Below are 22555 nucleotides of genomic sequence, written 5' to 3' on the forward strand. Positions count from 1 at the left end.
GTGCGTAATTGACGCCAGGTATGCAAAGTATACCATTCGAAACACGGCGCGAATAACCCGCACTTGTACCCCAGGTAAAAGGACATTGAGATGACAGATACAAATTTCAGCAAACTCCGGCTGTCTCATGCGCACGGCGTGATGACGATCGCTATCGATAACCCACCGGTAAACGTGCTTGATGTGGCGCTGATGTCGGAAATCAGCCGTTTATTGCTCGCGGTGCGTGACGATCCGGATACGCGCGTGTTGGTGTTCCAGAGCGCGAACCCAGAGTTTTTCATTGCTCACGTCGACATGACCTTGATCGATGAGCCGCACGCTTTCGACGAACTGGGGAGCAACGCGCCGGAGGGGCTTAATCCGTTCCAGGCGTTTGGCGAACTGCTGCGCAGCCAGCCGCAGGTCACTCTCGTTAAACTGGCTGGGCTGGCGCGCGGCGGCGGCGCCGAGTTTGTGGCGGCGGCCGATATGGCTTTCGCTGCACGGGAAGCGGCGGGGTTGGCACAGTGCGAAGCCTTGATGGGCATTACGCCCGGCGGTGGCGCGACGCAGTATCTGACGAGCCGAATGACGCGCGGCCGCGCTCTGGAGGCGATCCTGGGTGCCGATCTCATTGATGCCGCTACCGCAGAACGCTACGGCTGGATTAACCGCGCCTTGCCTGCCGCCGAACTTGATGATTTCGTCGATCGGTTAGCGCGCAACATCGCGGCATTGCCAGAGGGCGTGATTGCGGCGGCCAAACAGGCGATGCCTGCGCCGGATCTGCAGGCCGGTTTTTATCGCGAGCACGACGCCTGGGCGGGATTGTGCGCACGCCCGGCCGCGGAGCGGTTGATTCGCGGCGGGCTGAAGGCCGGTGCGCAAACCCCGAAGGGGGAGCGTAACCTTGAAGGCCTGCTGCGTCATCTTGCCCGCTAAGATGCCGCCCCCCACTGCGTCAGCAGCGCATGCAGCCTGGCCGGCTCCAGCGGTTTGCGCAGCACCAGATAGCCTTCCTGCTCAGCCTCTTGCAATATCTGCGAGTTAAACTCGCCGCTGACCATCGCGCCGCTCACGTCCGGCAGGCGTTCGAACAGCGCTTTCAGGATGTCAAAACCGCTCTCGCCGGAGCGCAGGCGCTGGTCGCACAGCACGGCGAACGGCGTAAAACCGTCGTCGACAATGGCGAAGGCTTCCTCGGCGGAGGCCGCGCAGCGCACGGTGATGCCCCAGGTGCTCATCAGGCTCTCCCAGGCGGAGGTCACCAAGGGATCGTCGTCCACCACCAGGCAGGCGCCGCGCAGCGGCGCATAGCGGGTAGGCGTTGTGGTGTTGTCGTAGGCGGCCGGGGTTTCCGGCGCTTTGTCTTCGCCGATGTATTGCGTGAAGCGCATCCAGAAGCGCGAGCCTTTGCCTTCGACGGAGTGCATGCCGTACTTCACCTTCATCAGCTTGGCGCAGCGCGCCACCACCGCCAGCCCCAGCCCGTGGCCGGCGCTGTCGATTTTCCACGCCAGCTCGGGGCGGTAGTAAGGGGAGAAGATTTTGCTTTTCTCTTCGTCGGCGATGCCCACGCCGGTGTCCCACACTTCCACCAGGCACTCGGCGCCGCGCGGGCGGATAGCGATCAACACGCCGCCCTGCTGCGTGTAGCGCAGGGCGTTTTGGATCAGGTTAATCAGCGATTGCCGCACCAGCAGCGGATCGCCCATCACGCTGATGCGCCGTTTGGGCCGCCAGGTGCGCAGCGCCAGGGCGCGGCTGTTGGCCTCTTCGCGGAATAGGGTGATCACCGAGTCGAGCAGGGCGCCGATATCCACATGGGTGGCGGCGGTGCGCACGTTGCCTGATTCGATCTTGCTGAGATCGAGCAGCGAATTAAACATCAAATGCACCGAACGCACGCTCTGCTGCAGATCCAGCAGCTGCGGCGTCAGGCTGTCGTCGCGGTTTTTGTGGATGATGGCTTCGATCAGAAAGCCCATGGCGTGCACCGGCTGGCGCAGATCGTGGCTGGCGGTGGTCAGGAACTGGTTCTTGTCCAGCAGCGCCTGTTCCGCCTCCTCTTTAGCCTGGCGGAACTGCTCCGCCAGGCGCGAGCTTTGTTCCTCGAGCAACGCCTGCTGGATAAAGAACGCATGCGAGGTTAAGGCGTGGCGGTAAATGGCGAAGCCGTACAGCAAGTTCAGCATCAGCACGATGAACATCACGTCTTCCAGCCGCCAGATGATGCCGAGGTTCAGCAGCCCCCAGGAAGCGAAGAAAAAGCGGGTAAAGGTGCTGATAACCGGCGTCAGATGCGTTGCGTTGGCGGCGACGATCGCGGCGATGCTGATATTGAGCAGCAGAAAAAAGTCAAAGTTATGGGTCTGCGGCGTAATTAAATAGAGTGATGAGATCCCCAACCCGTGAATAAACGCCACCTTATTAATGCGCGGCAGCCAGCGGCGCAGCACGGCGTCTTCATCATTTTCTTTGGCCTCATGCAGGTAACGGCGGTGCCATATTCGGATCGCCACGGCGCATAGCAGGTAAACGATGATCCAGGTAATGGTTGGGCCGAGTTCATCACCCAGCAAATAAATCCAGATGGCGAACGGGATGCCGACGAAAGGTACGGCGGTGAAACTGAATACCAGCCGCATGAAGGTGTTGTCCAGCAGGCGGATCTGTGCGCGTGGGGAGATACCATCATTTTGTAAATTCTGGAAAAACCTCATGACGACGGATCCCGTTTGCCGTGCAACAGCGTGATGGCTTCCACCCGGCTGTTGACGCCGATCTTTTTCAATATATTGCTGATATGCTCTTTGACGGTAGGTTCGGAAATAGAAAGCTGCGTCGCGATTCTTTTATTTGGCAGGCCGCGCAACATCATGGTTAATACGTCGATTTGCCTCGGCGTTAAATTGAATTTATTTAAATGGTCATGGCTGCTTTTAATAGCGGGTTCATTTCCTTCCGGGAACCACTCTTGATTATTATTTAGCGCAAAAACCGCCCTGGCGAATAATTCAGGTGGCTCGTTTTTTAATACGAATCCGTGCCCGCCGGCATTGTGTACTTTCTGCCAGATATCATTATTCTCGTCGCCGCTGACCACTAAAATCCGTACCTGCGGATAACGTTGTTTTACTTCTTTGAGTAATTTCAACGCCGTACCGGAAGAGAGCCAAAAATCAATCACCAGTAAACGCGGTGGGCCATTTTCCCTAATATGACGGTAGCAATTCTCTTCATTGGTCACCACATGCGCCTGTTTGAATCGGCAATGCGTGCTGAGAAAATTAGCGATGCCGCTTGCTACCAATGGATGGTCATCAACGACCAACGCATAATCCTGCCCCAAAGGATTCTCCTTTCTCTTTCACAGTTCAGATAGGTCTGATGAATTATTATCAACCCTCCCTACTTTAGGAGGGTTTTTTCGTTTAGGAAAGGGAAATATATTATTCGAGGATTTGGATAAGAGAAAACATAAAGCCAATCTATAATTTTAACTGATTGGTTATAAAGGATAATTTATGAAGAAACCACTTATCGCTTTAACCGTGACGATGATGATAGCCGGTTGTTCCACCCTGAAAACCGATCAGGCCATTCCATTGCTGCAGGCGGAAACCGCCAAAATGCTGGGCCTGGGCTCATCGGACGAAATTACCGTGACCAACGTCAATGGCGCGCAGCCGGATGCGCTGGGCGGCCAAAAACTTTCATATCGCGCCACCACGGAAAAAGGCCGTATTTTCGATTGCTCGTCGCTGATGATGCCGGGAATTTTAGGTTCGTCGCCGTCGCTGAGCGCGCCGACCTGTACGCCGGTGGTCACGCATAAATAATTCGCTTTGGGGGCGGTATTTCCGCTTCCTGGTTTTCCATCGTCGGAGCGTCAGCGCCGGGGGGCAATAAGCTTTTGCTTCGACGATCATTAAACCGGCGTGCGCGAAATAACGCCTCACACTTCCTCTAGCGCAGTGAGTTTACCCATAACAATAAATTTCGCGCCATCATGCCAACGAGTACGGAGATAGCCCGTGAATGACAAGACATCGCACCCTTTAGCGGTTAAAACACCGCTTTCCAAACTTTACCTCGCTCTATTTTCCGCGCCGCTGTTGATGCTGGCGCCCGCCGATATCGCTCGCGCAGACGATGCTATTTTTGACGGCGACTCAAAAATTACCGAATCATTGGCCTACACCGGGGACGTTTACGTCGGCCGCAATCAAAGCGGCAACCTGCTGATCGAGAATGGCAAGATCAGCGCCTATAACATCAATATCGGCCGGATGTTCAACGGCCAAATTCATGACAGCCTGGTCACGGTTCGCGGGCCGAACGCTGAGCTGAACGCGGTGAACGATCAGTTCGTGCTGCGCGGCGGCCTGAATCTGGGGCGGGGCACCTTGCGGGTTGAAGACGGCGCGTTGGCCAGCGCGAAAGAGATCGTGGTCGGCACCACCCGCGGCTACGACAGCCACCTGATCGCCACCGGCGCTGGTTCTCGCGTCACCAGCAATTTTCTCAGCGTCGGCACCGACTTAGGGGCACGATCCACGCTGGCGATTGAAGACGGCGCGGTGCTGAACACCGCCTTTGACGCGCGCATCGGCAATGGCAGCGGGCCGGGCGAGACCGATACGCTGAGCCCGAAGGCCACGGTCACGGGGGCCAATTCCCAATGGAACGTTGGCCGCGCGCTCACGCTTTACGGCGATCTGGACGTGCTGAACGGCGGCGCGGTCAACGTCGGTAATATTCAGGTGGCGGGCGTCTCCGGCGCGCGTAAAACCGCCGAGCTGACGATCGCCGGCAACGGCTCACGGTTTACCAGCGGCAGCAGCGTCAACGTCGGCGATTACGGCAATGGCGTGTTGGCGGTCATGGACGGCGGGACATTCTCCGCCGGCGGCAACGAAGTGGTGCTGGGCAAGACCGGTTCCGGTTCTAACCGCGGCGCGCTGATTATCGGCAGCCGCGGCAATATGGATACCGGCACCGGGTTGACCGAGCCGACGCTCGGCGCGGCGGGCGCCGCAGGCACTATCGATGCTCAGACGGCGATCGCCCTGCGGGGCGGGCTGTTCCGCAGCTATGTGTACTTTAACCATACCGACGGCAATTACGTCTTCAGCAACAAGATGAGCGGCGAAGGCGAGGTGATCAACAGCGCCGGGCACACGACGCTAAACGGCGATCTCACTGGGCTGCAGGCCAACGTCACCGCGCGCGGCGGTAAGCTCATCATCGCCAGCGACATCAATACCCAGAAAGAAGACGATATCTTCGAGATCCAAACCCTCAGCGCCGAAAACGGCGGCACGCTGATCCTCAACGCGACGGCGGGTTCCGACGTCAATAACGGGCAGGGCTACAGCAGCGCCGCTTCGATCAAGGCCGGCGGCACGCTGGGCGGCAACGGCACGCTGGGCCAGACCGAGATCCAGTCCGGCGGCCATATCTCGCCCGGCGACGGCAATATCGGCACGCTGACGCTGAAACGCTACCTGAATTTTATCGGCGAATCCTTCTATGACGTCGATATCGCCGGTGACGGCCGCAGCGACCAGTTGCTGGTGGCGGGCAAAACCACCATTAGCGATCAGGCCAAGGTGCAGGTCACGGCGCTGGATCCGCAAACCAGCTATAAAACCGGCCAAAGCTACCGCATTCTGACCTCGGACGGCGGCATTGACGGCCAATTCGCGGCGGCGGTCTCTAAGTCTGCCTTCCTCGATGTGGCGTTGAACCACAGCCCCAACGCCGTGGATCTGACCATCGCGCAGAAAGACACGGGCGGTGAAAATCCAGGGGGCGAGAATCCGGGTGGGGAAAACCCAGGCGGTGAGAATCCAGGCGGTGAGAATCCAGGGGGCGAGAATCCGGGCGGTGAAAACCCAGGTGGTGAAAATCCGGGGGGCGAGAATCCGGGTGGGGAAAACCCAGGCGGTGAAAATCCGGGGGGCGAGAACCCAGGCAGCGGCAAGCCGGGCATTTTCCAAACGGTGGCCGAGAGCGGCAACCAGTGGAATACCGCCGGTGCGCTCTCGACGTTGGTGCAGAGCGGCCCTTCGCTGGCGCTGTACAACTCGCTGCTGCTGCTGAGTGCGCCGGAAGCGCGCGAGGCGTTCAACCAGCTGTCCGGCGAAGTCTATCCGTCGATGCAGTCTAACCTGATCGCCGGCAGCACCCAGCTGTTCAACGTGCTGAACCAGCGCATGCTGCGCCTGTTCGACAACGACAGCCTGCCGATACCGCCGTTGGCGATGTCGCTGGTGCAACCGGCGCAGGCGCAAAACAGCGGCGTCTGGGGGCAGACCTTCAGTTCCTGGGGCAGAAACAGCGGCAACGGTAACGTGGGCAAGCTGGATGGTAACACCACCGGCTTCCTGTTGGGGGCGGATCGCAAGCTGGCGGACCATAACGTGCGCATCGGCGGCTACTTCGGTTACAGCCGCGGCGACTACGATGTCGACAGCCGCCGTTCCAAGGCCGATACCGACAACTACCACCTCGGCCTGTATGCGGCGGGGCAGCAGGATGCGTTCTCGCTGCGCGGCGCGCTGGGTTACACCTGGCACAAGATTGAAGGCAAGCGCAACGTCGATTTCAGCGGCTTCTCGGATCGGCTGAAGTCGGACTACGATGCCAACTCATTGCTGGCGTTCACCGAAGCGGGTTACCGTTTCGGCCAGCCGGAGATGAACGTCGAACCGTTCATCAACCTGAGCTACATCCGCCTGCATACCGACAGCTTCCAGGAGTCGGGTGGCGCGGCGGCGCTGAGCGTGCGCAATGAAACGATGAACACCTTCTACTCCACGCTCGGGGTGCGCGGCGTGACCGAGCTGCCGAAGAACGTCAGCCTCTATGGCTCGCTCGGTTGGCAGCATGCCTACGGCGATAAGAACACCTCATCGCGCATGGCGTTTGCCGGCAGTGACGCGTTCGTCACTCAGGGCCAGGCCGTGGATGACAACGTGATGGTGGGCGATATCGGCGTGAGCGTGAAACTGTCGCGCGCCGCGACGCTGGATGTCGGCTATCAGGGGCAATTCGGCGCCGATACCCGCGTGAATTCGGTCAACGCCAACCTGCGCTGGTCGTTCTGATTTTTCCTCTAGACTTCTCTGGTACTTGCAGGCCCGCTTGATGCGGGCCTTTTTTATGGTGAGGGCTCAGTGGCGGCCTGTGGCTGACTTTTATGATGAAAAAACCCGCGCAACGGCGGGCTTGGCGAGAAGCGCTAGCGGGGGTTAACGCCCTTTTTTCTTGCGCCCTGGCTGGGTAAAGCGCTTGCGGCCGGCCGGCGCAGCGGCTTTGTCGGCGCTTTTGGGGCCGCCGGCGCTCGGTTTTTTCGCCGCGGCGGATTTGGCCGGGGCCTTCTTCGCCGGCTTGGCCTCGGACGAGGAGCCTTCAATCAGTTTGAACAGCTCGATCAGCTCGTCATCGGTCAGATCGCGCCATTCGCCCAGCGGCAAGCCTTTCAGGCTGACGTTCATGATGCGCGTGCGTTCCAGCTTGGTGACCTCGTAGCCGAAGTGTTCGCACATGCGGCGGATCTGGCGGTTCAGCCCCTGCACCAGCGTGATGCGGAACACGAACGGCGCCTCTTTTTTTACCTTGCACTTTTTGGTCACCGTGCCCAGCATCGGCACGCCGGCGCCCATGCCGCGAATAAACTCGTCGGTCACTGGCTTGTTGACCGTCACCAGATACTCTTTCTCGTGATTATTGCCGGCGCGCAGGATCTTGTTGACCAGGTCACCGTGGTTGGTCAGAAAGATTAGCCCCTGCGAATCCTTGTCCAAACGGCCGATCGGGAAGATGCGTTTGCTGTGGTTGACGAAGTCGGCGATGTTATCGCGTTCGCCGTCTTCAGTGGTGGTGACGATGCCGACCGGCTTGTTCAGCGCGATCAGCACCAGATCTTCTTCATTGCGCGGTTCGATCAGCTGACCGTTAACCTTCACGACATCCCCGGCAAATACCTGAGCGCCAACGGTGGCGCGCTTACCGTTGATGAAAACGTTGCCCTGTTCGATGTATCGATCGGCATCGCGGCGTGAGCAGATACCGCTCTCGCTAATGTATTTGTTCAGACGAATGGATGAGTTGGTCAGCATGGGATCTCCGTAAAACGCGGACTATACATTACCCGGATGACGCTGCGAAGCGAATCATGCAGGGGGAGCTGGATAAGGGTATCCTGACCGCGGCTACTACAAAGGTATTTGCAATATGTTTTTTTCGTTTAATTAATTATAGAAAATCGATGAGGGTTTTTCTGCAACTTATTCAAGTTATAAATGGATTGTGCCAAATTAAACCATTTAAGCGTTCATGTATAGATTCATTTTAGAAAAGCATTAGGATATTGATAAATTCAAGGAGGGATAAATGAGCGCATTAGCCGAGGAAGGGACGTTACGACGTATGACCATGGGGGAAATTAAATTGGCTCGCCATATATATGGAAGCTCAATTATATATGGTCGTGTATGGATACACTGTGATAGCTATTTCCCGTTTGGCTTACAAAACAGAAGTTATGCCATGGCACCTAATGGCGAGTTATGGTTACGGAGGGAACTCTATAAAGACGATTTTTCTGATAACACGGTTCTGATAGAAGAAAAACATCTTTTCATCCATGAGTTGGGGCATGTATGGCAGCATCAGCATGGACAATGGGTAAGAATGCGTGGGTTGTTTAGTTGGGCGGCTGAGTACAACTATCGTCTTGATAAGAATAAAATTACTGATTACTCGCTGGAGCAACAAGCTTCGATTTTTGCTGATTACTGGCTGCTGTTGGTTTATGGTATTGAAACGTGGCGTTATTATCAACGTCCTGGACGAGTGGGCAAGTACAGGGGAACCGATAGTTTGCGTGACATTCATGCACTTTATCAAAAAATTATTAAGGGATGAGAGGAGCATGAAAAAATATTTGGTTCTATTCACGGCCTGCCTCCTGGTCGGCTGTCCGGGGCCTGGCGATAAGCTGACTCCACGCTTCCCCGCCGTCGTCACTGCCAAAGATAACCATGTCTGCATTCTTTCTTCTATGAAGGCGGGAGATAATATTCGCTTCGTTCAGATTTATAGCGAATCAGGCGATAAGCTCATTAAAGCTATCGATAATGACGTTTTCTTCGTTGAGCCGGGGAAGTGCATGCCGGTATTCGACTATGCTTTTCGGCCAGGGAAGCGTTATTCCGTCGCCTACGATATACAGACACCCGAAGGTTCGCATTTGATTACCGCCGCATTCATGGTTGTCTCCGACGAACGGGGCAACCTGAGGGTTAACCATTAACGCATGTTCTTAGGTTTAGTTTGTTGGACTGCGTTAGGTTGTAGAATGAAAGGCTATGAAAAAACTTGCCTTGTTGCTCGCTAACGCATTGGCTGTTGTTGGGCTGGCTGTGCTGACAATAAAGCTTTTTCCTGTACCCAGGCTAAACCAGAATCAAACCGCTTGGCTGATTGACGCCAGTGGGTTTTTCCATTTTAACGATACGGAATGGTTTGGTGCGCTCGTTTTTGGCGCGGTTTATCTGCTGGCCGGGTGTCTGGAATGGCTCTTTATCCGCCAGGTTTTTCAGCGGGTGAGCTGCGGGCACCGCCACTAACTCTCATCACCGTTCCCCACCTTCACCACCCGGGTATTCAGCGGGGTGAGCGTCTGCCCGGCGCTGCCGATCGGCGTCAGGCGCGGGACGGGGCGGCCGCTGTCGCTTTCCACCAGCGTTGAGTGCGCCTCTCCCTCGGCGAACAGATGATCTTCCCCCCACTGGCGCAGGCCGACGATCACCGGAAACAGCGCGCGGCCTTTCTCGGTCAGCACATATTCCTGATACGCGCTGCCGTCTGCGGCGGGCACGATCTCCAGCACGCCGTGCGTCACCAGCGCGCGCAGGCGGGTGGCAAGGATGTTCTTCGCCATTCCCAGCCCTTTTTGAAATTCGCTGAAGCGGGTGACGCCGTCGAAGGCGTCGCGCACGATCAGCAGCGACCACCAGTCGCCAATCACATCCAGCGTGCGCGCCACCGGGCACGGCGCGTCTTCCAGGCTTTTACGTTTCACGACGGTTATCTCCAGCGGCATATTCTGGTTGCATTATAAAACCTCCACGCCTAAAGTTCATTGGGTTTAATAATGAAACCAGATTGAGGTGTGCAATGAGCGACAAACTGCTGGATCCCCCCTGTGCGGTGCAGGGGCGCCTGCCGGCCCCCCTGGTGCTGCTGTTGGCCGCCGCCAGCGCCTTCAGCGTGGCCAACGTTTACTATGCGCAGCCGCTGCTGGACGCCATCGCCCATGATTTTTCCATCAGCCTGGCGGCGGTCGGCATGGTGATCAGCGTGACTCAGCTGGGCTGCGCGCTGGCGCTGCTGTTGGTGGTGCCGCTGGGGGATCGGCTGAATCGGCATCGGTTGCTGGCGGGGCAACAGCTGGGGCTGATCGGCGCGCTGCTATTGGTGGGCTGGGCGCACAGCGCGCCCTGGCTGCTGGTAGGGATGTTGCTGGTAGGCTTATTGGGCACTGCCATGACGCAGGGGCTGATCGCTTACGCCGCAGCCCTGGCGGCGCCGCAGGAGCGCGGGCGGGTGGTTGGTGCGGCGCAGGGCGGAGTGGTGCTGGGATTGCTGCTGGCGCGCACCCTGTCCGGCACGCTGGCTGACGTTGGCGGCTGGCGCACGGTGTATTTCTTCTCTGCCGGAGTGACGCTGATATTGCTGCCGATCCTGTCGCGCCTGCTGCCTGCGCCGCGCACCGCTCTCAGTACGCTGAGCTATCCCGCGCTGCTGCGTTCGATGCTGAGCCTGTTGCTGCATGACCGCACGCTGCAAATTCGCGGCATGTTGGCGTTGCTGATGTTCGGCGCTTTCAGCCTCTTTTGGAGTTCGCTGGTGTTGCCGCTGAGCCAGGCGCCGTTCAACTTCAGCCATGCTGCGGTGGGGGTGTTCGGCCTGGTCGGCACGGTGGGCGCGCTGGCGGCGGTGCGCGCCGGGCATCTGGCGGATCGCGGGCTGGGGCAGGCGGCCAGCGGCGTGTGTCTGCTGCTGTTGACGCTGGCCTGGCTGCCGCTCGGTTTGCTCGGCAGCGGCCTGGTTTGGCTGGTGGCGGGCATCGTGCTGCTGGATCTGGCGGGTCAGGCGATCCACGTGCTGAACCAGAGCATGATCTTCAGCGCGCACCCGCAGTCGCACAGCCGGCTGGTGGGCTGCTACATGCTGTTTTACGCCGTCGGCAGCGGGCTGGGCGCCTGGGCGGGCACCCATATGTACGCCTGGGCGGGCTGGAGCGGCGTCTGCTGGCTGGGGGCGGGCGTCAGCCTGAGCGCGTTGCTGTTTTGGCGGCTGACGCTGCGCGGCATGCCGCCCTCAGCGACGGCGGTGGAGCAGTGAAAGCTGGAAGCCCAGCGCACCGCACAACTGCTGAGGCGCGGTGAAGCCGCTTTCCGCCAAGAGGAGACGGCTGCGCGCCGCCGCCATCGGGTGCCAGTTGCGGCGGGTGCGTTCGATCACCTCCTGCGCTTGCGCCGCCGAGTGCCCGGCGCTTTGCAGCCAATGTTGGTAGTGGCTGACGGGCAGACCCTCCGGCTGATAGTCGAATAGCAGCAGCGGTGCTGCGGGGGAGAGGCGCTGCGCCAACTGCTGCAGGAAATCCAGTTTGGCGCCATCGTCGGCGATAAAGTGCAGCACCAATGAACACACCGCCGCGTCGTGGCGGGTTTGCGGCGCTTGTTGCAGCAAGGTGGGCTGGAAGCTCACCCGTTGTGCGTAACCCGCGGCTTCGGCCTTGGCGCGCGCGGCCGCCAGCATGCCGGCGGAGGGTTCCACGGCGCTGAAATGCCAGCTGGCGTTGGCGGCGGCCAGCGCCTCCAGTTCACTGCCGGTGCCGCAGCCGGCCAGCAACAGCGTGGCGTCATTCGGCAGCGTCTGCGCGAGCGTCGCCGTCAGCAGCGCCTGGGCAAACTGATAGCCGGGCACCAGGGTCAGAATACGGCGATCGTAGTCCGCCGCCGCGGCATCGGGGAAGCGAGTATCCGTTTGGTGTTGCATAACCTTCCTTGCAGAGTTCATTGAGAGACAAGGAAGGGTATGCTTAAATGATAATGAAATCCATTATCAGTAATGGGTTCTGTGACGGGAAAGGCGGCGTTAGCGGGCCGGCGAATGCATCAGGTAATAATCTTCTTCGCCGTCGTTGCCGGTAGAGATGATGCGCCAGCCGTGTTTGCGGTAGAACGCCAGCGCCTTTTCATTCTTCGCCAGGCATTTCAGCGAGCCGGTGGCGGTGAAGGTAGCTTCCGCCGCCTGCAGCAGCGCACTGCCGACGCCGCGCGGCGGCTGATGGGGATCGACATACAGGTTATGAATGAAGTTGTCTTCGCGGTAGACGGAGACGAATCCCAGCAGCACGCCGCCGTCTTCCGCCACCCAAATCGCTTCGCCCAGCGTCGCGCCGTCGAAATCTTCCAACTGATAGTTTGAGGTATCGCGCCAGCCGAACGCCGCCTTGCGCGACGCCAGGTACAGCGTGCGCAGGAAGGGGCGATCGGTCTCTTGGTAGGGTCTTATCTGCATGGCATCTCCCGGTGGTTTGTGCTCACTATAGCGCATTGCGCCGGGCGTGCACGGCCACAAACGGAAAATGCTAGGCGTCACCCCAGGCGGGCAGGCGATTGAGCCCGTCGCTTAACTCCTGAGCCAGGTGGCGCACGGTGTCGGCATGCAGGGCGGCCAGCGGTGGATGAAAGTCGGGCGCCCGCAGCGCTTGCGGTGCGCTGGCAAGCTGCGCCGCATACTCGGCGAGAACGTGCCCGCCCTGGCGTTGGACCTCTAGCAGCGCCTCGTGTTCCTGCACGGACAGCGCGGCGCCGCTGCCTGCCAGATAGGTGTTGAGCTTTTCGCTGGTCAGCAACAGGCTGCGCGTCTGGTTGAAGATCAGTTGGATATGCCGGGTGAAGCTTTCATGGTTATCATCCGCCAACTGCCAGGTAGGCTCCAGCGTCACCCGGGCCACCACCGCTTCGCAGCCCTCGATCTTTTGCCAGATGCCGATGGCGTTTGTGTTCTTGCCGCCGAGGAAGCGCGACAATTCCCGCAGCAGGTTAGCGACCTGCTGCCGCAGCGACTCCCCTTCGTATTCCGGCCACAGCGTGGCGTGAATGAAGGTGGCGAACCCCACCCCCAGCACGATGCCGATCAGGCGATCGCGGATCTCGGTCAACTCGGTGACCGGGCCGAAGCTTTCCAGCAGTGCCAGGGAAAAGGTGAACAGGATCTGTACCCCGGCATAGCTTATCTTCTCGGAACCGGCGGCGATCCAGGCGGAGAGGGCGATCACCGGCAGCGTCAGCAGCAGCAGCCCGACGAGGCTGTCGAGGTGAGGCATGATCCACACCACCGAGATCAGCGCCAGCAGGCTGCCGATCGCCGCGCCGCCGAGACGCAGCCGCGCCCGCCGCTGCGTGGCTCCGAGGCTGGGCTGCGCCACGATCAGGCAGCTCAGCATGATGGTATGAATGCCGGACCAATCGACGGCGGTATAAAACACGTAGGCCACCAGCACGGTCAGCAGCGTCTTCAACGAAAACTGGATGTAAACCGGGTTGGTCAGGGCGTCGGGGGTAAAGAAGGGCACTTTCGGCGGCGGCGCGGCCTGCAGGGCGTCGGCGTAGTCGCTGCGGTTGGCGTAGACCTGCAGGAGGCCGGCCATTTCATTGAGCGGCGCCGGCACCTGCGGATCGTCACTGCCGGCGATCGCGACGGAAAATCGCAGCGCGCTGTCGTGGCTTATCGCGGTTTGCAGTGCTCGGCAGGCGGCATCTATCTCTTGCGCCAATTTACGTGCGGCCGTGCCGAAAGCCGGCGGCAGCTGGTAGGCCAGGATATTGAGCTGCAATACCAGGGTGATCAGCGCCAGATAACCGGGCTCGTTGGCGCGGCAGCGATCGCTGCGCATCACCGAGAAGCGCAGTAGCTTATGCAGCTCGGTGGCGTGCTGCGAGATGGCGCTCAGATCGCGCGTCTCGCCGCCGTGGGCCAACATAGCGCGGGTTTCGTCCAACACCGCGATCATCCGGCCCTTTAGCTGCTTCAGCGGTTCGGCCGGCAGCAGTAGGGTATTGACGATCAGGGTGAGCAGAATGGCGTAGTTGATCGCCACCCATACCCACAGCACCAGCCGTATCACCACTTCCGCCTGCGGAGTGAGATCGACAAAGCTTTGCGTGTAGATCACCACCAGCGCCATCAGAAAGAACAGCACTCCGACCTTGGTCACCCGCATCAGGAACACGCTGAGGAAAAACAGCGCGCTGGAGAGCAGAATGCGCAGCATCGGGTAGTCGTAGGTGAACTTCAGCACCAGGATAGCGGCGCCGATTGCCAGCGTGGAGCTGACGAAAAACAGGATACCGATCGCGCGGGTGATCACGATATTGGACTGCGTGATAAAGAAGACAGCGATCAGCGATAGCGCCAGCCACGGCACCTGCAGCGTCTGCGAGATCACGATGGCGATCGCGCTGGAGAGCAGGGCGCGGATCACCAGGTTGATGCGGCTGTCCGAGGGGCGCAGCTCGTCGATCAACTGAGACAACCAGCCGCGAGACATCGTTTTATTCTTCATGGCGCAGGTTCAGCTTCGCCACTGCCGAAGCGCCCACGCGGAACAGCGCCGGGTTGGGGGCCTCTACCGCGATCTTGACCGGGAAGCGCTGCGAAACGTGCACCCAGTTGATGTTGCGCGACACGTTGGGCAGCCCGCCCAGCACGGTGCCGCCGTCGTCGGGCTGTACGCCGTAGCTGACCGACTCTACCTTGCCGCTGAATGTCTGGCCGGCGTCGCTCATTAAATACAGCGTGGCCGGCACGCCGGGATGCACGCCTTTCAGATCGGTTTCGCGGAAGTTGGCGATTACGTACCAGCGGCGGGTGTCGATCAGCGTGAACACCGGTTTGGCACTGGAGGCATATTGGCCGACGGTGGTTTTCAGCGAGGCGATGCGGCCGTCGAACGGCGCTCGCACCTCGGTAAATTCCAGATTCAGCTTGGCGATGGCGATGTCGGCCTGCACTTCGGCGCGCTGCGCGACCAGGGCTTCGACGCCGCTGACGGCGGCTTCCGCCTGTTTCGCCTGCAGCAATGCGGCCTGCAGCTCCGCCTGCGCCGAGCGCTGGGAGGTGCGGGCGGTTTCCACTTCTTCCGCCGAAACGTAGTTCTTGCCGAGCAGCTTCTGCCGGCGGTTAAGGGTGTCGGTCGCCTGCGCCACCAGCGCCTGCGAGCGTTTGACGATGGCGTTCATCGATTCGGCGTTGTACTGCTGCGCGTTGACCGAGCGCTGCGTCAGCTTGATCTGCTCATTTAGCGTGATCAGGCGCGCCTCGCTGGCCGCCAGCGCATCCTGGTAAGGGCGCGGATCGATGCGGAACAGCAGATCGCCTTGCTGCACTTCCTGGTTGTCGCGGATCGGCATCTCGACGATGCGGCCGTTCACCTCCGGTACTACGTCGATGGTGTCGGCATAGGCGTAGGCATCGTCGGTAGTGGGGGCGTTTTCCACCCGCCAGACGACGACGGCGGCCACGATGAGCGTCAACGCCAGGATGGCAAGCACCAGCAGTCTGCGCTTGTTGGAGATTTGTGGTTGGGTCATGGCGTCAGTCTCAGTGGGGGAAAACCAGTAACCAGATCAGCATGGCGATCAGCGCGGTCAGCGCCGGATACGTCAGCAGCTGCGGCGCCAGCCAGACGCGTTTTTCCGGGGTGCGCAGCAGCAGGTGGATCGCCACCATGCCCGCCACGCCGCCGCACAGGCAAAACAGCCAGTCGGGAAACGAAGCGCCGAAGACCACTATCGACGGTGCCGGCGAGCACCCGGTGAGCAATAGCGCGGTCAGGCAGGTGATAAGCAGTTTTTTGTCGGGCATAGGGCGTTCTCTGGCGATTGGCTTGGGCGACGGGCCGAATGAAATGACTCTTTTTCAGTGAGTGAGGTCACTGTTTGTCTTCCCCACGCTTGCGTCAGGGTAAACTAGAATAAATACTCTACTCTAAACTAGAGGGGTTAATCTAGTTTTTTGTGTCGCCCTGCCTTCGCGGCGGCAAATGGGTATAATGCGTTGATGACAGCGGGCAGAAACGAATATGCAAATCGACGAACACATCACCGGGCGAGAGCCGCAGCAGGAAAGAGGGCGGCAACGCGTACAAACCATTCTGGATTCGGCGGCGGCAATCGTGGCGCAGGACGGGCTGGCGGCGCTCAGCATGCAGCGGCTCGCCAAGCACGCCAAAACCTCCATCGGCTCGATGTATCACTTCTTTCCCGATCGTCACGCAGTGATCAAGGCGCTGGCGGATCGGCATACCGAGTCGGTCGAGGCGCTGATCCGTGACATGGCGTTGGCCAGTGACGACGAGTGGCGGCGCCTCTCCGCTGAAGAGGTGATCCAGCGGCTGTTTTCACCCTATGCGCAATATTTGCGCGAGCACACCGATTACCTGCCGGTAATGCGGGAGATGAACCTCCCGGACGAAAAGTCCAGCTTCCTGGCGCTGATCGCCAGAGTGCTGCAGCTGCGTCGCCCCGAGACCGCCGAAGCGGAGATCTTGCAGCAAACCCGGCTGTTGCAAAGCCTGGTGGCCGGCACGTTGCACCATATCTTCAAGACGGCGCCGCAGAGCGTGGCGTTCACGCTGGCGGAGCTGCCCGGCGTGCTGAGCCTGTATCTGGCGGGGAAAGAGGGGAACATCGCTTAGGCGCGAGCCAATTTATTCGCTTGTTTGTCCGCGCCGCCACTGGCATGATCCCCTGCAGGGATTAACGCAACGTTGATCACAACCTATTGATTTTCATGACTCGGGGTGCCCTTCTACATGAAGGCTGAGAAATACCCGTATTACCTGATCTGGATAATGCCAGCGTAGGGAAGTCACGGCCGCCCAGCCGGCGCCGCCTTCTTGAACGCCGGTTGGGAGGAATATGATCGCTCGACCTGATGCACTACCCGGCGCGCGCGCCGCGGCCTGTCTGACCCAATTCCAACAGCGGCCTCCGCTGATCCACTGCCTGACCAACGAAGTGGTGCAATCGCTGACCGCCAACGTGCTATTGGCGCTCGGCGCCTCCCCGGCGATGGTGGTGGAGCCGCAAGAGGCGGCGCAGTTCAGCGCGCTGGCCGACGGCCTGCTGATCAACGTCGGTACCCTCAATGCGCTGCGCGCTGAATCGATGCGGGCGGCGGTGGCCGCCGCCAATCAGGCCGGCAAGCCCTGGACGCTGGATCCGGTGGCGGTCGGCGCGCTCTCCTACCGGACCGCCTTTGCTAAACAGCTGCTGGACGAGAAACCGGCGGCGATACGCGGCAACGCCTCGGAAATCATGGCACTCAGCGGGTTGCTGGCCAGCGGCCGCGGCGTGGACAGCGGCGACGATTCGCTGGCGGCCTTGCCCGCCGCGCGTGAGCTGGCGCAGCGCAGCGGCGCTGTGGTGGCGGTCACCGGCGCGGTGGATTACGTCACCGACGGCCAACGCGATTGGGCGATCGAAGGCGGTTCCCCGCTGATGACGCGGGTGGTGGGCACCGGCTGCGCGCTGTCGGCGGTCGTGGCGGCGTTTTGCGCCCTGCCGGGCGATCGCCTGGACAACGTGGCGACCGCCTGCCGGGTGATGTCCCACTGCGGCGGTCTCGCGGCCAGACAGGCCGGCGGGCCGGGCAGCTTTACGCCGGCGTTCCTCGACGCCCTGTATCAACTGCGCGGGGAGGATCTGTGATGAAACGCATTAACGCGCTGACCATCGCCGGCACCGATCCCAGCGGCGGCGCCGGTATTCAGGCCGATTTGAAGGCCTTCTCGGCGCTCGGCGCCTACGGCACCTCGGTGATCACCGCGCTGGTGGCGCAGAATACTCGCGGCGTGCAGTCGGTGTATTACATCGATCCGGCGTTCGTCGCCGCGCAGCTGGACTCGGTGTTCAGCGACGTGCGCATCGACAGCGTCAAGATCGGCATGCTGGCCAACGCCGACATTGTGCAGGCGGTGGCCGAACGGCTGCGCCATTACCGGCCGGAGTTCGTGGTGCTGGACACCGTGATGCTGGCGAAAAGCGGCGATCCGTTGCTGGCACCGGAGGCGGTGGCGTCTATTCGGCGCGAGCTGTTGCCGCTGGTGTCGATCATTACGCCGAACCTGCCGGAAGCGGCGGCGCTGCTGGCGTGCGCGCCGGCGGAAGATGAAGCGCAGATGCGCGAGCAGGGGCGGGCGCTGCTCGCGATGGGCTGCCGGGCGGTGCTGATGAAGGGCGGCCACCTGAGCGAGAGCGAGAGCCCGGACTGGCTGTTTACCGCTGAAGGCGAGCAGCGCTTTACCGCGCCGCGCGTCGCCACCCGCCACACCCACGGCACCGGTTGCACGCTCTCGGCCGCGCTGGCGGCGCTGCGCCCGCGCCATGCCGACTGGGCGGCGACGGTGGCCGCCGCCAAGGACTACCTGCAACAAGCGCTGCAACAGGCGGACACGCTGGAGGTGGGGCACGGCATCGGGCCGGTGCATCATTTCCATGCCTGGTGGTGAGTCAACTTTTTGCCGCAACCGTGGTCTGACTAGTTCAGGCCCGGTTTGACGGGCGAAACCTGATTTAACCTAGGGAGAAGGACTATGACGGGACACCAGGCGCTGCGTTGCGCCCTCTTCGGCGCACTGCTCAGCTTCAGCGCGGGCAGCTTTGCCCAGCAGATCGTCACCACGTCGGATTTGATTCAGCAGCCGGGGTATCAGGCCAGCTGGCAAAACATGGTGAAAGGCCAGGCGCGGATGCCGGGCTGGGCGCGCAAGGGCGTCGGCACCTCTACGCCGGCGCAGAATCTGAACTGGAAGGGCAAAGAGTATCTGGTCGGCAACCTGTGCAAGCCGCACGACTGCGGCAACAACTTTTTGATCGTGGCGTTCAGCGCGGACAAATCCCAGGCCTGGGGCGTGCGGGTGGCAGTGGAAGATCGGCCGGAAGCCGTCGATCATCCGAAGAAGTATGCCAAGTACCAGTGGCTCGGCAAGCCGAATGACGACATGAAGGCGCTGCTGAAGCAGCAGTTCGAGAACAATCCTGATTGGAAATGATCAGACTGGGGGCGCCGGTGATGGCGCCCCCGGCGTTGATCAGCCGATGCCGGCCTGATGCAGATCGTGCAGGTTGAGCGCCCCCACCAGCACGCCGTCCATATCGACCACCGGGGCCGCGCTGATGTGCTGTTCGTGCAGCGCTTCCAGCGCCTCGCCGGCGCGCCACTGCTCCGGCAGCCGATAGCCGGGGCGGGTGATCGCCGGGCTGAGCGGATCCTGCAGGCTGTTGCCCTTCACCAGCCAGCGGCGCAGGTCGCCGTCGGTAAACACGCCCACCACCCGCTGCTGCGCGTCGCAGACCGCCACTAACCCGAGCCCGGTGCGGCTCAGCTCCAGCATCGCTTCCATCACGTTGGCGCTTTCGCTCACGCGCGGCAGGCGATCGCCGGTGCGCATCAGGTGATGCACGCGGTTCAACAGGCGCGCCCCCAGGCTGCCGCCCGGGTGCGAGCGGGCGAAATCTTCCGCGTTGAAACCGCGCTGGCGCATCAGCGCCATCGCCAGGGCATCGCCCATCATCAGCGTGTTGACCGCGCTGGAGGTCGGCGCCAGCCCCATCGGGCAGGCTTCGCGCTCGACGCCGATATCCAGCACGCAAGCCGCGGCCTGCGCCAGCGGCGACTCTTTGCCGCCGGTGATGGCGATCACCGGAATGCCGTTCTCCGCCAGCAGCGGCAGGATCAGATCCAGCTCTTTGGCGCGGCCGGAGTAGGAGATAAACACCACCACGTCGTCGGCGCCGATCATGCCGAGATCGCCGTGCAGCGCTTCCGCCGGATGCACGAAGAACGACGGCGTGCCGGTGCTGGCCAGCGAGGCGGCGATTTTCTTGCCGATGTGGCCGGATTTGCCGATGCCGGAAATCACCGCTTTGCCACGGCAGTTCAGCAGCAGTTCGCAGGCGCAGACGAAGTTGTCGTCCAGGCGCGCCAGCAGGCGTTGCGCTTCGGTCAGCTCGATCTCCAGCGTTTCGCGGGCGAAGGCGAGCAGGGCGTTGGCGTTACTCATCGGGGTCTCCTACCAGAAGGATATTGATGCCTTTCGCCTGCAGGGCGGCGAGGTAATCGGGGTTGATGTCTCGGTCGGTGATCAGCGTGTCGACGGCGCTGAGTTCGCACACCACGTTCGGGCTCTTGCGGCCGAATTTCGAGGAGTCTACCAACAGAATAATGCGGCCGGCGGCTTCGCACATCGCTTTGCTGACGTTGTGCACTTCGTTGAAGGTGGTGACGCCGGCGTTGAGATCGACGCCGTCCGCGCCGATAAACAGCTTGTCGAAGCTGAACTGCTGGAACGCCGATTCGGCCAGGCTGCCGTGGAACGAGGCCGATTTCTTGCGGTAGGTGCCGCCGGGCATCAGGATGGTCTGATCGTTGTCCAGCTCCACCAGCGCGTTGACGATAGTCAGGCTGTTGGTCATCACCGTGATGTTATTGAACTGCGCCAGGTGCGGCACCATCTGCAGCACCGTGCTGCCGGCATCGAAGATCAGCGAGTCGCCGTCGGCGATCAGCGCCACGGCGGCGCTGGCAATGTGGCGTTTTTTCTCGGTATTGATATGGGTTTTGCGGTCGATCGGCTGATCGCCGTCGTCGCGGCTGAGCACTACGCCGCCGTAGGTACGGATCACCTCGCCTTCTTCTTCCAGCAGGGTGAGATCCTTGCGGATGGTGGTGCCGGTGGTGGAGAAATGCTCGGCCAGGGCGTCCACTGCCGTTTTGCCATGCCGCTGCAGATATTCAAGGATAGCGGCCTGCCGCTGCTTTGGTTTCATCGCGATTCCCGTTCACAAGAGTTGGGCATTTCCCCTCGCTGAATAATTCACTATGAAAGGTAATGTCTTTTAATGTGAAAATATCACGATTTGGGTTCAATCGCTAACGATAGTGCAGACTGGCATGCGCGATCCTCGGGGAAGATCACATCCGGGCGCAAATCCCGCTGATGCAAACCGTGCAATCGAGGCAGCGGGCGGGGCCGGGCGAAAACGGTCAGGCCGCGCAGCAACAGACTGCCGCACACCCGCCGATCGGCGTCGAAGGCCAGCGCCAGCACCACTCGCGGGCGGAAGCGGCCGCCGGAACGGCCGACGCCGACGGCGCCCAGCCGGCACAGGCCGTCGAAGGCGCGGTTGAAGCGCTGCAGTTGCCACCAGCCGAAGGCGATTTGCAGCAGCCAGGCCAGCAGCGCGAAGGCGATCAGAGCTTGAGTCATGGGGTTCTCCTTAGGCCCCCTTCCGCGGAAGGGGGGCGTCGATGGCGTCAGAACATCACCTGGCCGCCGGTGATGTTGATCGATTGGCCGGTGCAGTAAGAGGCCTTGTCGCTGGCATAGAACAGCAGGGTGTTCAGCACGTCCTGGTAGTCGCAGCCGCGCTTCAGCGGCACTTTGTCGATGTAGTACTGTTCCACCTGGTCCGGCGCGATGCCCAGTTTTTGCGCGTACTGCGGCAGCAGCGACTGGAACATCGGCGACTTCAGCAGGTTGCCGAGCATCAGCGAATGCACGGTAATGCCGTACTCCGCCAGATCGAGCGCCAGCGACTGCGTCAGCCCCACGCCGCCGAACTTGGCGGCGCTGTAGCCGGAGTTGTGCTTGCTGCCGACCTTGCCGGACTTGGAGTTGATCTGAATGATGCGCCCGGCGATGCCGTCGCGGATCATCAGGCGCGAGAACTCGCGGGCGCAGAGGAAATAACCCACCAGGTTCACCTGCAGCGAGCGATCGAAGTCGCCCAGCGGGAAATCGGTGATCGGCGCCGCCTTGGCGATGCCGGCGCTGTACACCAGCAGGTTGGCCTGGCCGAATGCCCGGTCAACCGCCGCCGCCAGCGCGATCACGCTCTGCTCGTCGGTGGCGTCGGCCTGAAAACCGCAGGCGCTGCCTGCGCCAAACGCTTCGTTGATCTGCTGTGCCACCAGATTGGCGTTGTCGGCGTTCAGATCGGCCACCGCCACCCGATAACCGGCCTGCGCCAGCCCGTGGGACAAAAAGGCGCCTAACGTTTGGCCGCCGCCAATCACTACAGCTACTTCAGACATGGTCTACTCCTTATGCGATAAATGACAGCGTGCTGCCCAACGGGATCTCGGTCGGCGTCGGGCCGGATACGTGGATCGAGCCGGGGAATTCGGCTTCGGCTTCGCCGTCGAAGCGCACGGTGATGTGGCCCAGTTCGCGCAGGTTCTGCGTGGCAACGCTGCCGACGGCGGTGATGGCGTAGCGCTGCTGCGCCAGCTCCATCACGCCGCCGACCTGCAGCTCACCGGCGGTCGCGCCGTGGCGGTGGATGAAGCAGAACTCTTCGATATCCGCCGGCGCGCCTTCACGGAAGGTGATCAGCATGTTGTCCAGCAACGCGTCGCGGGCGCAGCCACCGATCTGCGTGATGGTGGTATGAAAAATGGTGTGCATAAACGTCTCCCT

Annotated in this window: 25 protein-coding genes and 1 riboswitch; of the genes, 11 read left to right on the plus strand and 14 right to left on the minus strand. The window is 61.0% G+C overall.

Annotated features, from left to right (window positions below; all coding sequences use genetic code 11):
* Window positions 1-90 precede the first annotated feature (90 nt).
* Window positions 91-924, plus strand: a complete 834-nt coding sequence (locus ACJ8HT_RS20555; RefSeq protein WP_197653291.1) for an enoyl-CoA hydratase/isomerase family protein — start codon at window positions 91-93, stop codon at window positions 922-924.
* On the opposite strand, the gene ACJ8HT_RS20560 is transcribed toward ACJ8HT_RS20555, so the two are convergent.
* Both ACJ8HT_RS20560 and ACJ8HT_RS20565 read right to left on the minus strand, forming a co-directional pair.
* Complete coding sequence (locus tag ACJ8HT_RS20560) at window positions 921-2705, minus strand: hybrid sensor histidine kinase/response regulator (RefSeq protein ID WP_197653290.1); 1785 nt, start codon at window positions 2703-2705, stop codon at window positions 921-923. The genes ACJ8HT_RS20555 and ACJ8HT_RS20560 overlap by 4 nt on opposite strands.
* Complete coding sequence (locus tag ACJ8HT_RS20565) at window positions 2702-3334, minus strand: response regulator transcription factor (RefSeq protein ID WP_197653289.1); 633 nt, start codon at window positions 3332-3334, stop codon at window positions 2702-2704. Before ACJ8HT_RS20565 ends, ACJ8HT_RS20560 begins: the two co-directional genes overlap by 4 nt.
* 175 nt (window positions 3335-3509) lie before the next feature.
* Between ACJ8HT_RS20565 and ACJ8HT_RS20570 the strand changes: the two genes are divergently transcribed.
* Both ACJ8HT_RS20570 and ACJ8HT_RS20575 read left to right on the plus strand, forming a co-directional pair.
* Window positions 3510-3824 carry a hypothetical protein gene (locus ACJ8HT_RS20570; RefSeq protein ID WP_025303891.1) on the plus strand — a complete coding sequence of 105 codons (315 nt, stop codon included), beginning with the start codon at window positions 3510-3512 and terminating at the stop codon, window positions 3822-3824.
* A 195-nt stretch (window positions 3825-4019) separates the two neighbouring features.
* Window positions 4020-7097 (plus strand): autotransporter outer membrane beta-barrel domain-containing protein, encoded by a 3078-nt coding sequence (locus ACJ8HT_RS20575; protein ID WP_197819207.1) that lies wholly within the window; start codon window positions 4020-4022, stop codon window positions 7095-7097.
* 144 nt (window positions 7098-7241) lie between these two features.
* Here ACJ8HT_RS20575 and rluF read toward each other — a convergent pair whose 3' ends face one another.
* Complete coding sequence (gene rluF, locus ACJ8HT_RS20580; protein WP_021504493.1) at window positions 7242-8111, minus strand: 23S rRNA pseudouridine(2604) synthase RluF; 870 nt, start codon at window positions 8109-8111, stop codon at window positions 7242-7244.
* Window positions 8112-8385: 274 nt separating this feature from the next.
* Here rluF and ACJ8HT_RS20585 point away from each other — a divergent pair, with 274 nt between their 5' ends.
* The 3 genes from ACJ8HT_RS20585 to ACJ8HT_RS20595 are packed head-to-tail and all read left to right on the plus strand — an operon-like array spanning window position 8386 to window position 9623.
* Entirely contained in the window at window positions 8386-8919 is a 534-nt protein-coding gene (locus ACJ8HT_RS20585) for a type IV secretion protein Rhs (RefSeq protein ID WP_197653287.1), read from the plus strand.
* 7 nt (window positions 8920-8926) lie between these two features.
* Window positions 8927-9307, plus strand: coding sequence for a putative T6SS immunity periplasmic lipoprotein (locus ACJ8HT_RS20590; RefSeq protein ID WP_197653286.1), 381 nt, complete (start codon window positions 8927-8929; stop codon window positions 9305-9307).
* A gap of 55 nt (window positions 9308-9362) precedes the next feature.
* Entirely contained in the window at window positions 9363-9623 is a 261-nt protein-coding gene (locus ACJ8HT_RS20595) for a DUF1158 family protein (RefSeq protein ID WP_033655345.1), read from the plus strand.
* Here the strand turns inward: ACJ8HT_RS20595 and ACJ8HT_RS20600 are convergent.
* Window positions 9620-10078 carry a winged helix-turn-helix transcriptional regulator gene (locus ACJ8HT_RS20600; protein WP_142110374.1) on the minus strand — a complete coding sequence of 153 codons (459 nt, stop codon included), beginning with the start codon at window positions 10076-10078 and terminating at the stop codon, window positions 9620-9622. The two genes, ACJ8HT_RS20595 and ACJ8HT_RS20600, sit on opposite strands and share 4 nt — an antisense overlap.
* 95 nt (window positions 10079-10173) lie before the next feature.
* Between ACJ8HT_RS20600 and ACJ8HT_RS20605 the strand changes: the two genes are divergently transcribed.
* A complete protein-coding gene (locus ACJ8HT_RS20605) occupies window positions 10174-11403 on the plus strand; it encodes an MFS transporter (protein ID WP_197653285.1) in 1230 nt (409 codons plus the stop codon).
* Here the strand turns inward: ACJ8HT_RS20605 and ACJ8HT_RS20610 are convergent.
* From ACJ8HT_RS20610 to ACJ8HT_RS20630, 5 genes are all read right to left on the minus strand, one after another.
* Window positions 11380-12060: a methyltransferase gene (locus tag ACJ8HT_RS20610; RefSeq protein WP_197653284.1), complete on the minus strand. Its 681-nt coding sequence runs from the start codon at window positions 12058-12060 to the stop codon at window positions 11380-11382. The genes ACJ8HT_RS20605 and ACJ8HT_RS20610 overlap by 24 nt on opposite strands.
* 99 nt (window positions 12061-12159) lie before the next feature.
* Window positions 12160-12585 (minus strand): GNAT family N-acetyltransferase, encoded by a 426-nt coding sequence (locus ACJ8HT_RS20615; protein WP_197653283.1) that lies wholly within the window; start codon window positions 12583-12585, stop codon window positions 12160-12162.
* 70 nt (window positions 12586-12655) lie between these two features.
* Window positions 12656-14620: an FUSC family protein gene (locus tag ACJ8HT_RS20620; protein WP_197653282.1), complete on the minus strand. Its 1965-nt coding sequence runs from the start codon at window positions 14618-14620 to the stop codon at window positions 12656-12658.
* A gap of 4 nt (window positions 14621-14624) precedes the next feature.
* Window positions 14625-15662: a multidrug transporter subunit MdtN gene (mdtN, locus tag ACJ8HT_RS20625; protein WP_197653281.1), complete on the minus strand. Its 1038-nt coding sequence runs from the start codon at window positions 15660-15662 to the stop codon at window positions 14625-14627.
* A 10-nt stretch (window positions 15663-15672) separates the two neighbouring features.
* On the minus strand, window positions 15673-15936 hold the full coding sequence (locus ACJ8HT_RS20630) for a YtcA family lipoprotein (protein ID WP_060439440.1): 264 nt from the start codon (window positions 15934-15936) through the stop codon (window positions 15673-15675).
* 217 nt (window positions 15937-16153) lie between these two features.
* On the opposite strand from ACJ8HT_RS20630, the gene ACJ8HT_RS20635 reads away from it, so the two are divergent.
* The 4 genes from ACJ8HT_RS20635 to ACJ8HT_RS20650 all read left to right on the plus strand — a co-directional run bounded on the left by ACJ8HT_RS20635 (window position 16154) and on the right by ACJ8HT_RS20650 (window position 19126).
* Window positions 16154-16768, plus strand: a complete 615-nt coding sequence (locus tag ACJ8HT_RS20635) for a TetR/AcrR family transcriptional regulator (protein WP_049194890.1) — start codon at window positions 16154-16156, stop codon at window positions 16766-16768.
* A 91-nt stretch (window positions 16769-16859) separates the two neighbouring features.
* Window positions 16860-16956: riboswitch (TPP riboswitch) on the plus strand.
* A gap of 35 nt (window positions 16957-16991) precedes the next feature.
* Complete coding sequence (gene thiM / locus ACJ8HT_RS20640; protein WP_060423150.1) at window positions 16992-17783, plus strand: hydroxyethylthiazole kinase; 792 nt, start codon at window positions 16992-16994, stop codon at window positions 17781-17783.
* On the plus strand, window positions 17783-18583 hold the full coding sequence (thiD, locus tag ACJ8HT_RS20645) for a bifunctional hydroxymethylpyrimidine kinase/phosphomethylpyrimidine kinase (protein WP_033648851.1): 801 nt from the start codon (window positions 17783-17785) through the stop codon (window positions 18581-18583). The genes thiM and thiD overlap by 1 nt, the downstream gene beginning before the upstream one ends.
* 84 nt (window positions 18584-18667) lie before the next feature.
* A complete protein-coding gene (locus tag ACJ8HT_RS20650; protein WP_084827272.1) occupies window positions 18668-19126 on the plus strand; it encodes an inhibitor of vertebrate lysozyme family protein in 459 nt (152 codons plus the stop codon).
* Between the two features lie 39 nt (window positions 19127-19165).
* Here the strand turns inward: ACJ8HT_RS20650 and gutQ are convergent, their stop codons facing one another.
* The 5 genes from gutQ to srlB form a co-directional block, all read right to left on the minus strand.
* Complete coding sequence (gene gutQ / locus ACJ8HT_RS20655) at window positions 19166-20137, minus strand: arabinose-5-phosphate isomerase GutQ (RefSeq protein ID WP_049270680.1); 972 nt, start codon at window positions 20135-20137, stop codon at window positions 19166-19168.
* Window positions 20130-20903: a glucitol operon DNA-binding transcriptional repressor SrlR gene (gene srlR, locus ACJ8HT_RS20660; protein ID WP_033635559.1), complete on the minus strand. Its 774-nt coding sequence runs from the start codon at window positions 20901-20903 to the stop codon at window positions 20130-20132. Before srlR ends, gutQ begins: the two co-directional genes overlap by 8 nt.
* An 83-nt stretch (window positions 20904-20986) precedes the next feature.
* The gene (gene gutM, locus ACJ8HT_RS20665; RefSeq protein WP_033648849.1) at window positions 20987-21343 is read right to left on the minus strand and encodes a transcriptional regulator GutM; all 357 of its coding nucleotides are present in this window, start codon (window positions 21341-21343) and stop codon (window positions 20987-20989) included.
* 47 nt (window positions 21344-21390) lie between these two features.
* Window positions 21391-22170, minus strand: a complete 780-nt coding sequence (srlD, locus tag ACJ8HT_RS20670) for a sorbitol-6-phosphate dehydrogenase (RefSeq protein ID WP_060424894.1) — start codon at window positions 22168-22170, stop codon at window positions 21391-21393.
* Between the two features lie 10 nt (window positions 22171-22180).
* Window positions 22181-22543: a PTS glucitol/sorbitol transporter subunit IIA gene (srlB, locus tag ACJ8HT_RS20675; RefSeq protein ID WP_194571392.1), complete on the minus strand. Its 363-nt coding sequence runs from the start codon at window positions 22541-22543 to the stop codon at window positions 22181-22183.
* Window positions 22544-22555: the final 12 nt, after the last annotated feature.

It is taken from the genome of Serratia sp. CY44782 (genome assembly GCF_052168715.1).
Lineage (GTDB): Bacteria > Pseudomonadota > Gammaproteobacteria > Enterobacterales > Enterobacteriaceae > Serratia > Serratia nevei.

What these genes read in the sequence shown, in the direction of transcription:
- ACJ8HT_RS20555 (WP_197653291.1), top strand. Translation starts at nt 91, where the DNA reads ATGACAGATACAAATTTCAGCAAACTCCGGCTGTCTCATGCGCACGGC.
- ACJ8HT_RS20560 (WP_197653290.1), bottom strand. Translation starts at nt 2,705, where the DNA reads ATGAGGTTTTTCCAGAATTTACAAAATGATGGTATCTCCCCACGCGCA.
- ACJ8HT_RS20570 (WP_025303891.1), top strand. Translation starts at nt 3,510, where the DNA reads ATGAAGAAACCACTTATCGCTTTAACCGTGACGATGATGATAGCCGGT.
- rluF (WP_021504493.1), bottom strand. Translation starts at nt 8,111, where the DNA reads ATGCTGACCAACTCATCCATTCGTCTGAACAAATACATTAGCGAGAGC.
- ACJ8HT_RS20585 (WP_197653287.1), top strand. Translation starts at nt 8,386, where the DNA reads ATGAGCGCATTAGCCGAGGAAGGGACGTTACGACGTATGACCATGGGG.
- ACJ8HT_RS20590 (WP_197653286.1), top strand. Translation starts at nt 8,927, where the DNA reads ATGAAAAAATATTTGGTTCTATTCACGGCCTGCCTCCTGGTCGGCTGT.
- ACJ8HT_RS20595 (WP_033655345.1), top strand. Translation starts at nt 9,363, where the DNA reads ATGAAAAAACTTGCCTTGTTGCTCGCTAACGCATTGGCTGTTGTTGGG.
- ACJ8HT_RS20605 (WP_197653285.1), top strand. Translation starts at nt 10,174, where the DNA reads ATGAGCGACAAACTGCTGGATCCCCCCTGTGCGGTGCAGGGGCGCCTG.
- ACJ8HT_RS20610 (WP_197653284.1), bottom strand. Translation starts at nt 12,060, where the DNA reads ATGCAACACCAAACGGATACTCGCTTCCCCGATGCCGCGGCGGCGGAC.
- ACJ8HT_RS20615 (WP_197653283.1), bottom strand. Translation starts at nt 12,585, where the DNA reads ATGCAGATAAGACCCTACCAAGAGACCGATCGCCCCTTCCTGCGCACG.
- ACJ8HT_RS20620 (WP_197653282.1), bottom strand. Translation starts at nt 14,620, where the DNA reads ATGTCTCGCGGCTGGTTGTCTCAGTTGATCGACGAGCTGCGCCCCTCG.
- mdtN (WP_197653281.1), bottom strand. Translation starts at nt 15,662, where the DNA reads ATGACCCAACCACAAATCTCCAACAAGCGCAGACTGCTGGTGCTTGCC.
- ACJ8HT_RS20630 (WP_060439440.1), bottom strand. Translation starts at nt 15,936, where the DNA reads ATGCCCGACAAAAAACTGCTTATCACCTGCCTGACCGCGCTATTGCTC.
- ACJ8HT_RS20635 (WP_049194890.1), top strand. Translation starts at nt 16,154, where the DNA reads ATGCAAATCGACGAACACATCACCGGGCGAGAGCCGCAGCAGGAAAGA.
- thiM (WP_060423150.1), top strand. Translation starts at nt 16,992, where the DNA reads ATGATCGCTCGACCTGATGCACTACCCGGCGCGCGCGCCGCGGCCTGT.
- thiD (WP_033648851.1), top strand. Translation starts at nt 17,783, where the DNA reads ATGAAACGCATTAACGCGCTGACCATCGCCGGCACCGATCCCAGCGGC.
- ACJ8HT_RS20650 (WP_084827272.1), top strand. Translation starts at nt 18,668, where the DNA reads ATGACGGGACACCAGGCGCTGCGTTGCGCCCTCTTCGGCGCACTGCTC.
- gutQ (WP_049270680.1), bottom strand. Translation starts at nt 20,137, where the DNA reads ATGAGTAACGCCAACGCCCTGCTCGCCTTCGCCCGCGAAACGCTGGAG.
- srlR (WP_033635559.1), bottom strand. Translation starts at nt 20,903, where the DNA reads ATGAAACCAAAGCAGCGGCAGGCCGCTATCCTTGAATATCTGCAGCGG.
- gutM (WP_033648849.1), bottom strand. Translation starts at nt 21,343, where the DNA reads ATGACTCAAGCTCTGATCGCCTTCGCGCTGCTGGCCTGGCTGCTGCAA.
- srlD (WP_060424894.1), bottom strand. Translation starts at nt 22,170, where the DNA reads ATGTCTGAAGTAGCTGTAGTGATTGGCGGCGGCCAAACGTTAGGCGCC.
- srlB (WP_194571392.1), bottom strand. Translation starts at nt 22,543, where the DNA reads ATGCACACCATTTTTCATACCACCATCACGCAGATCGGTGGCTGCGCC.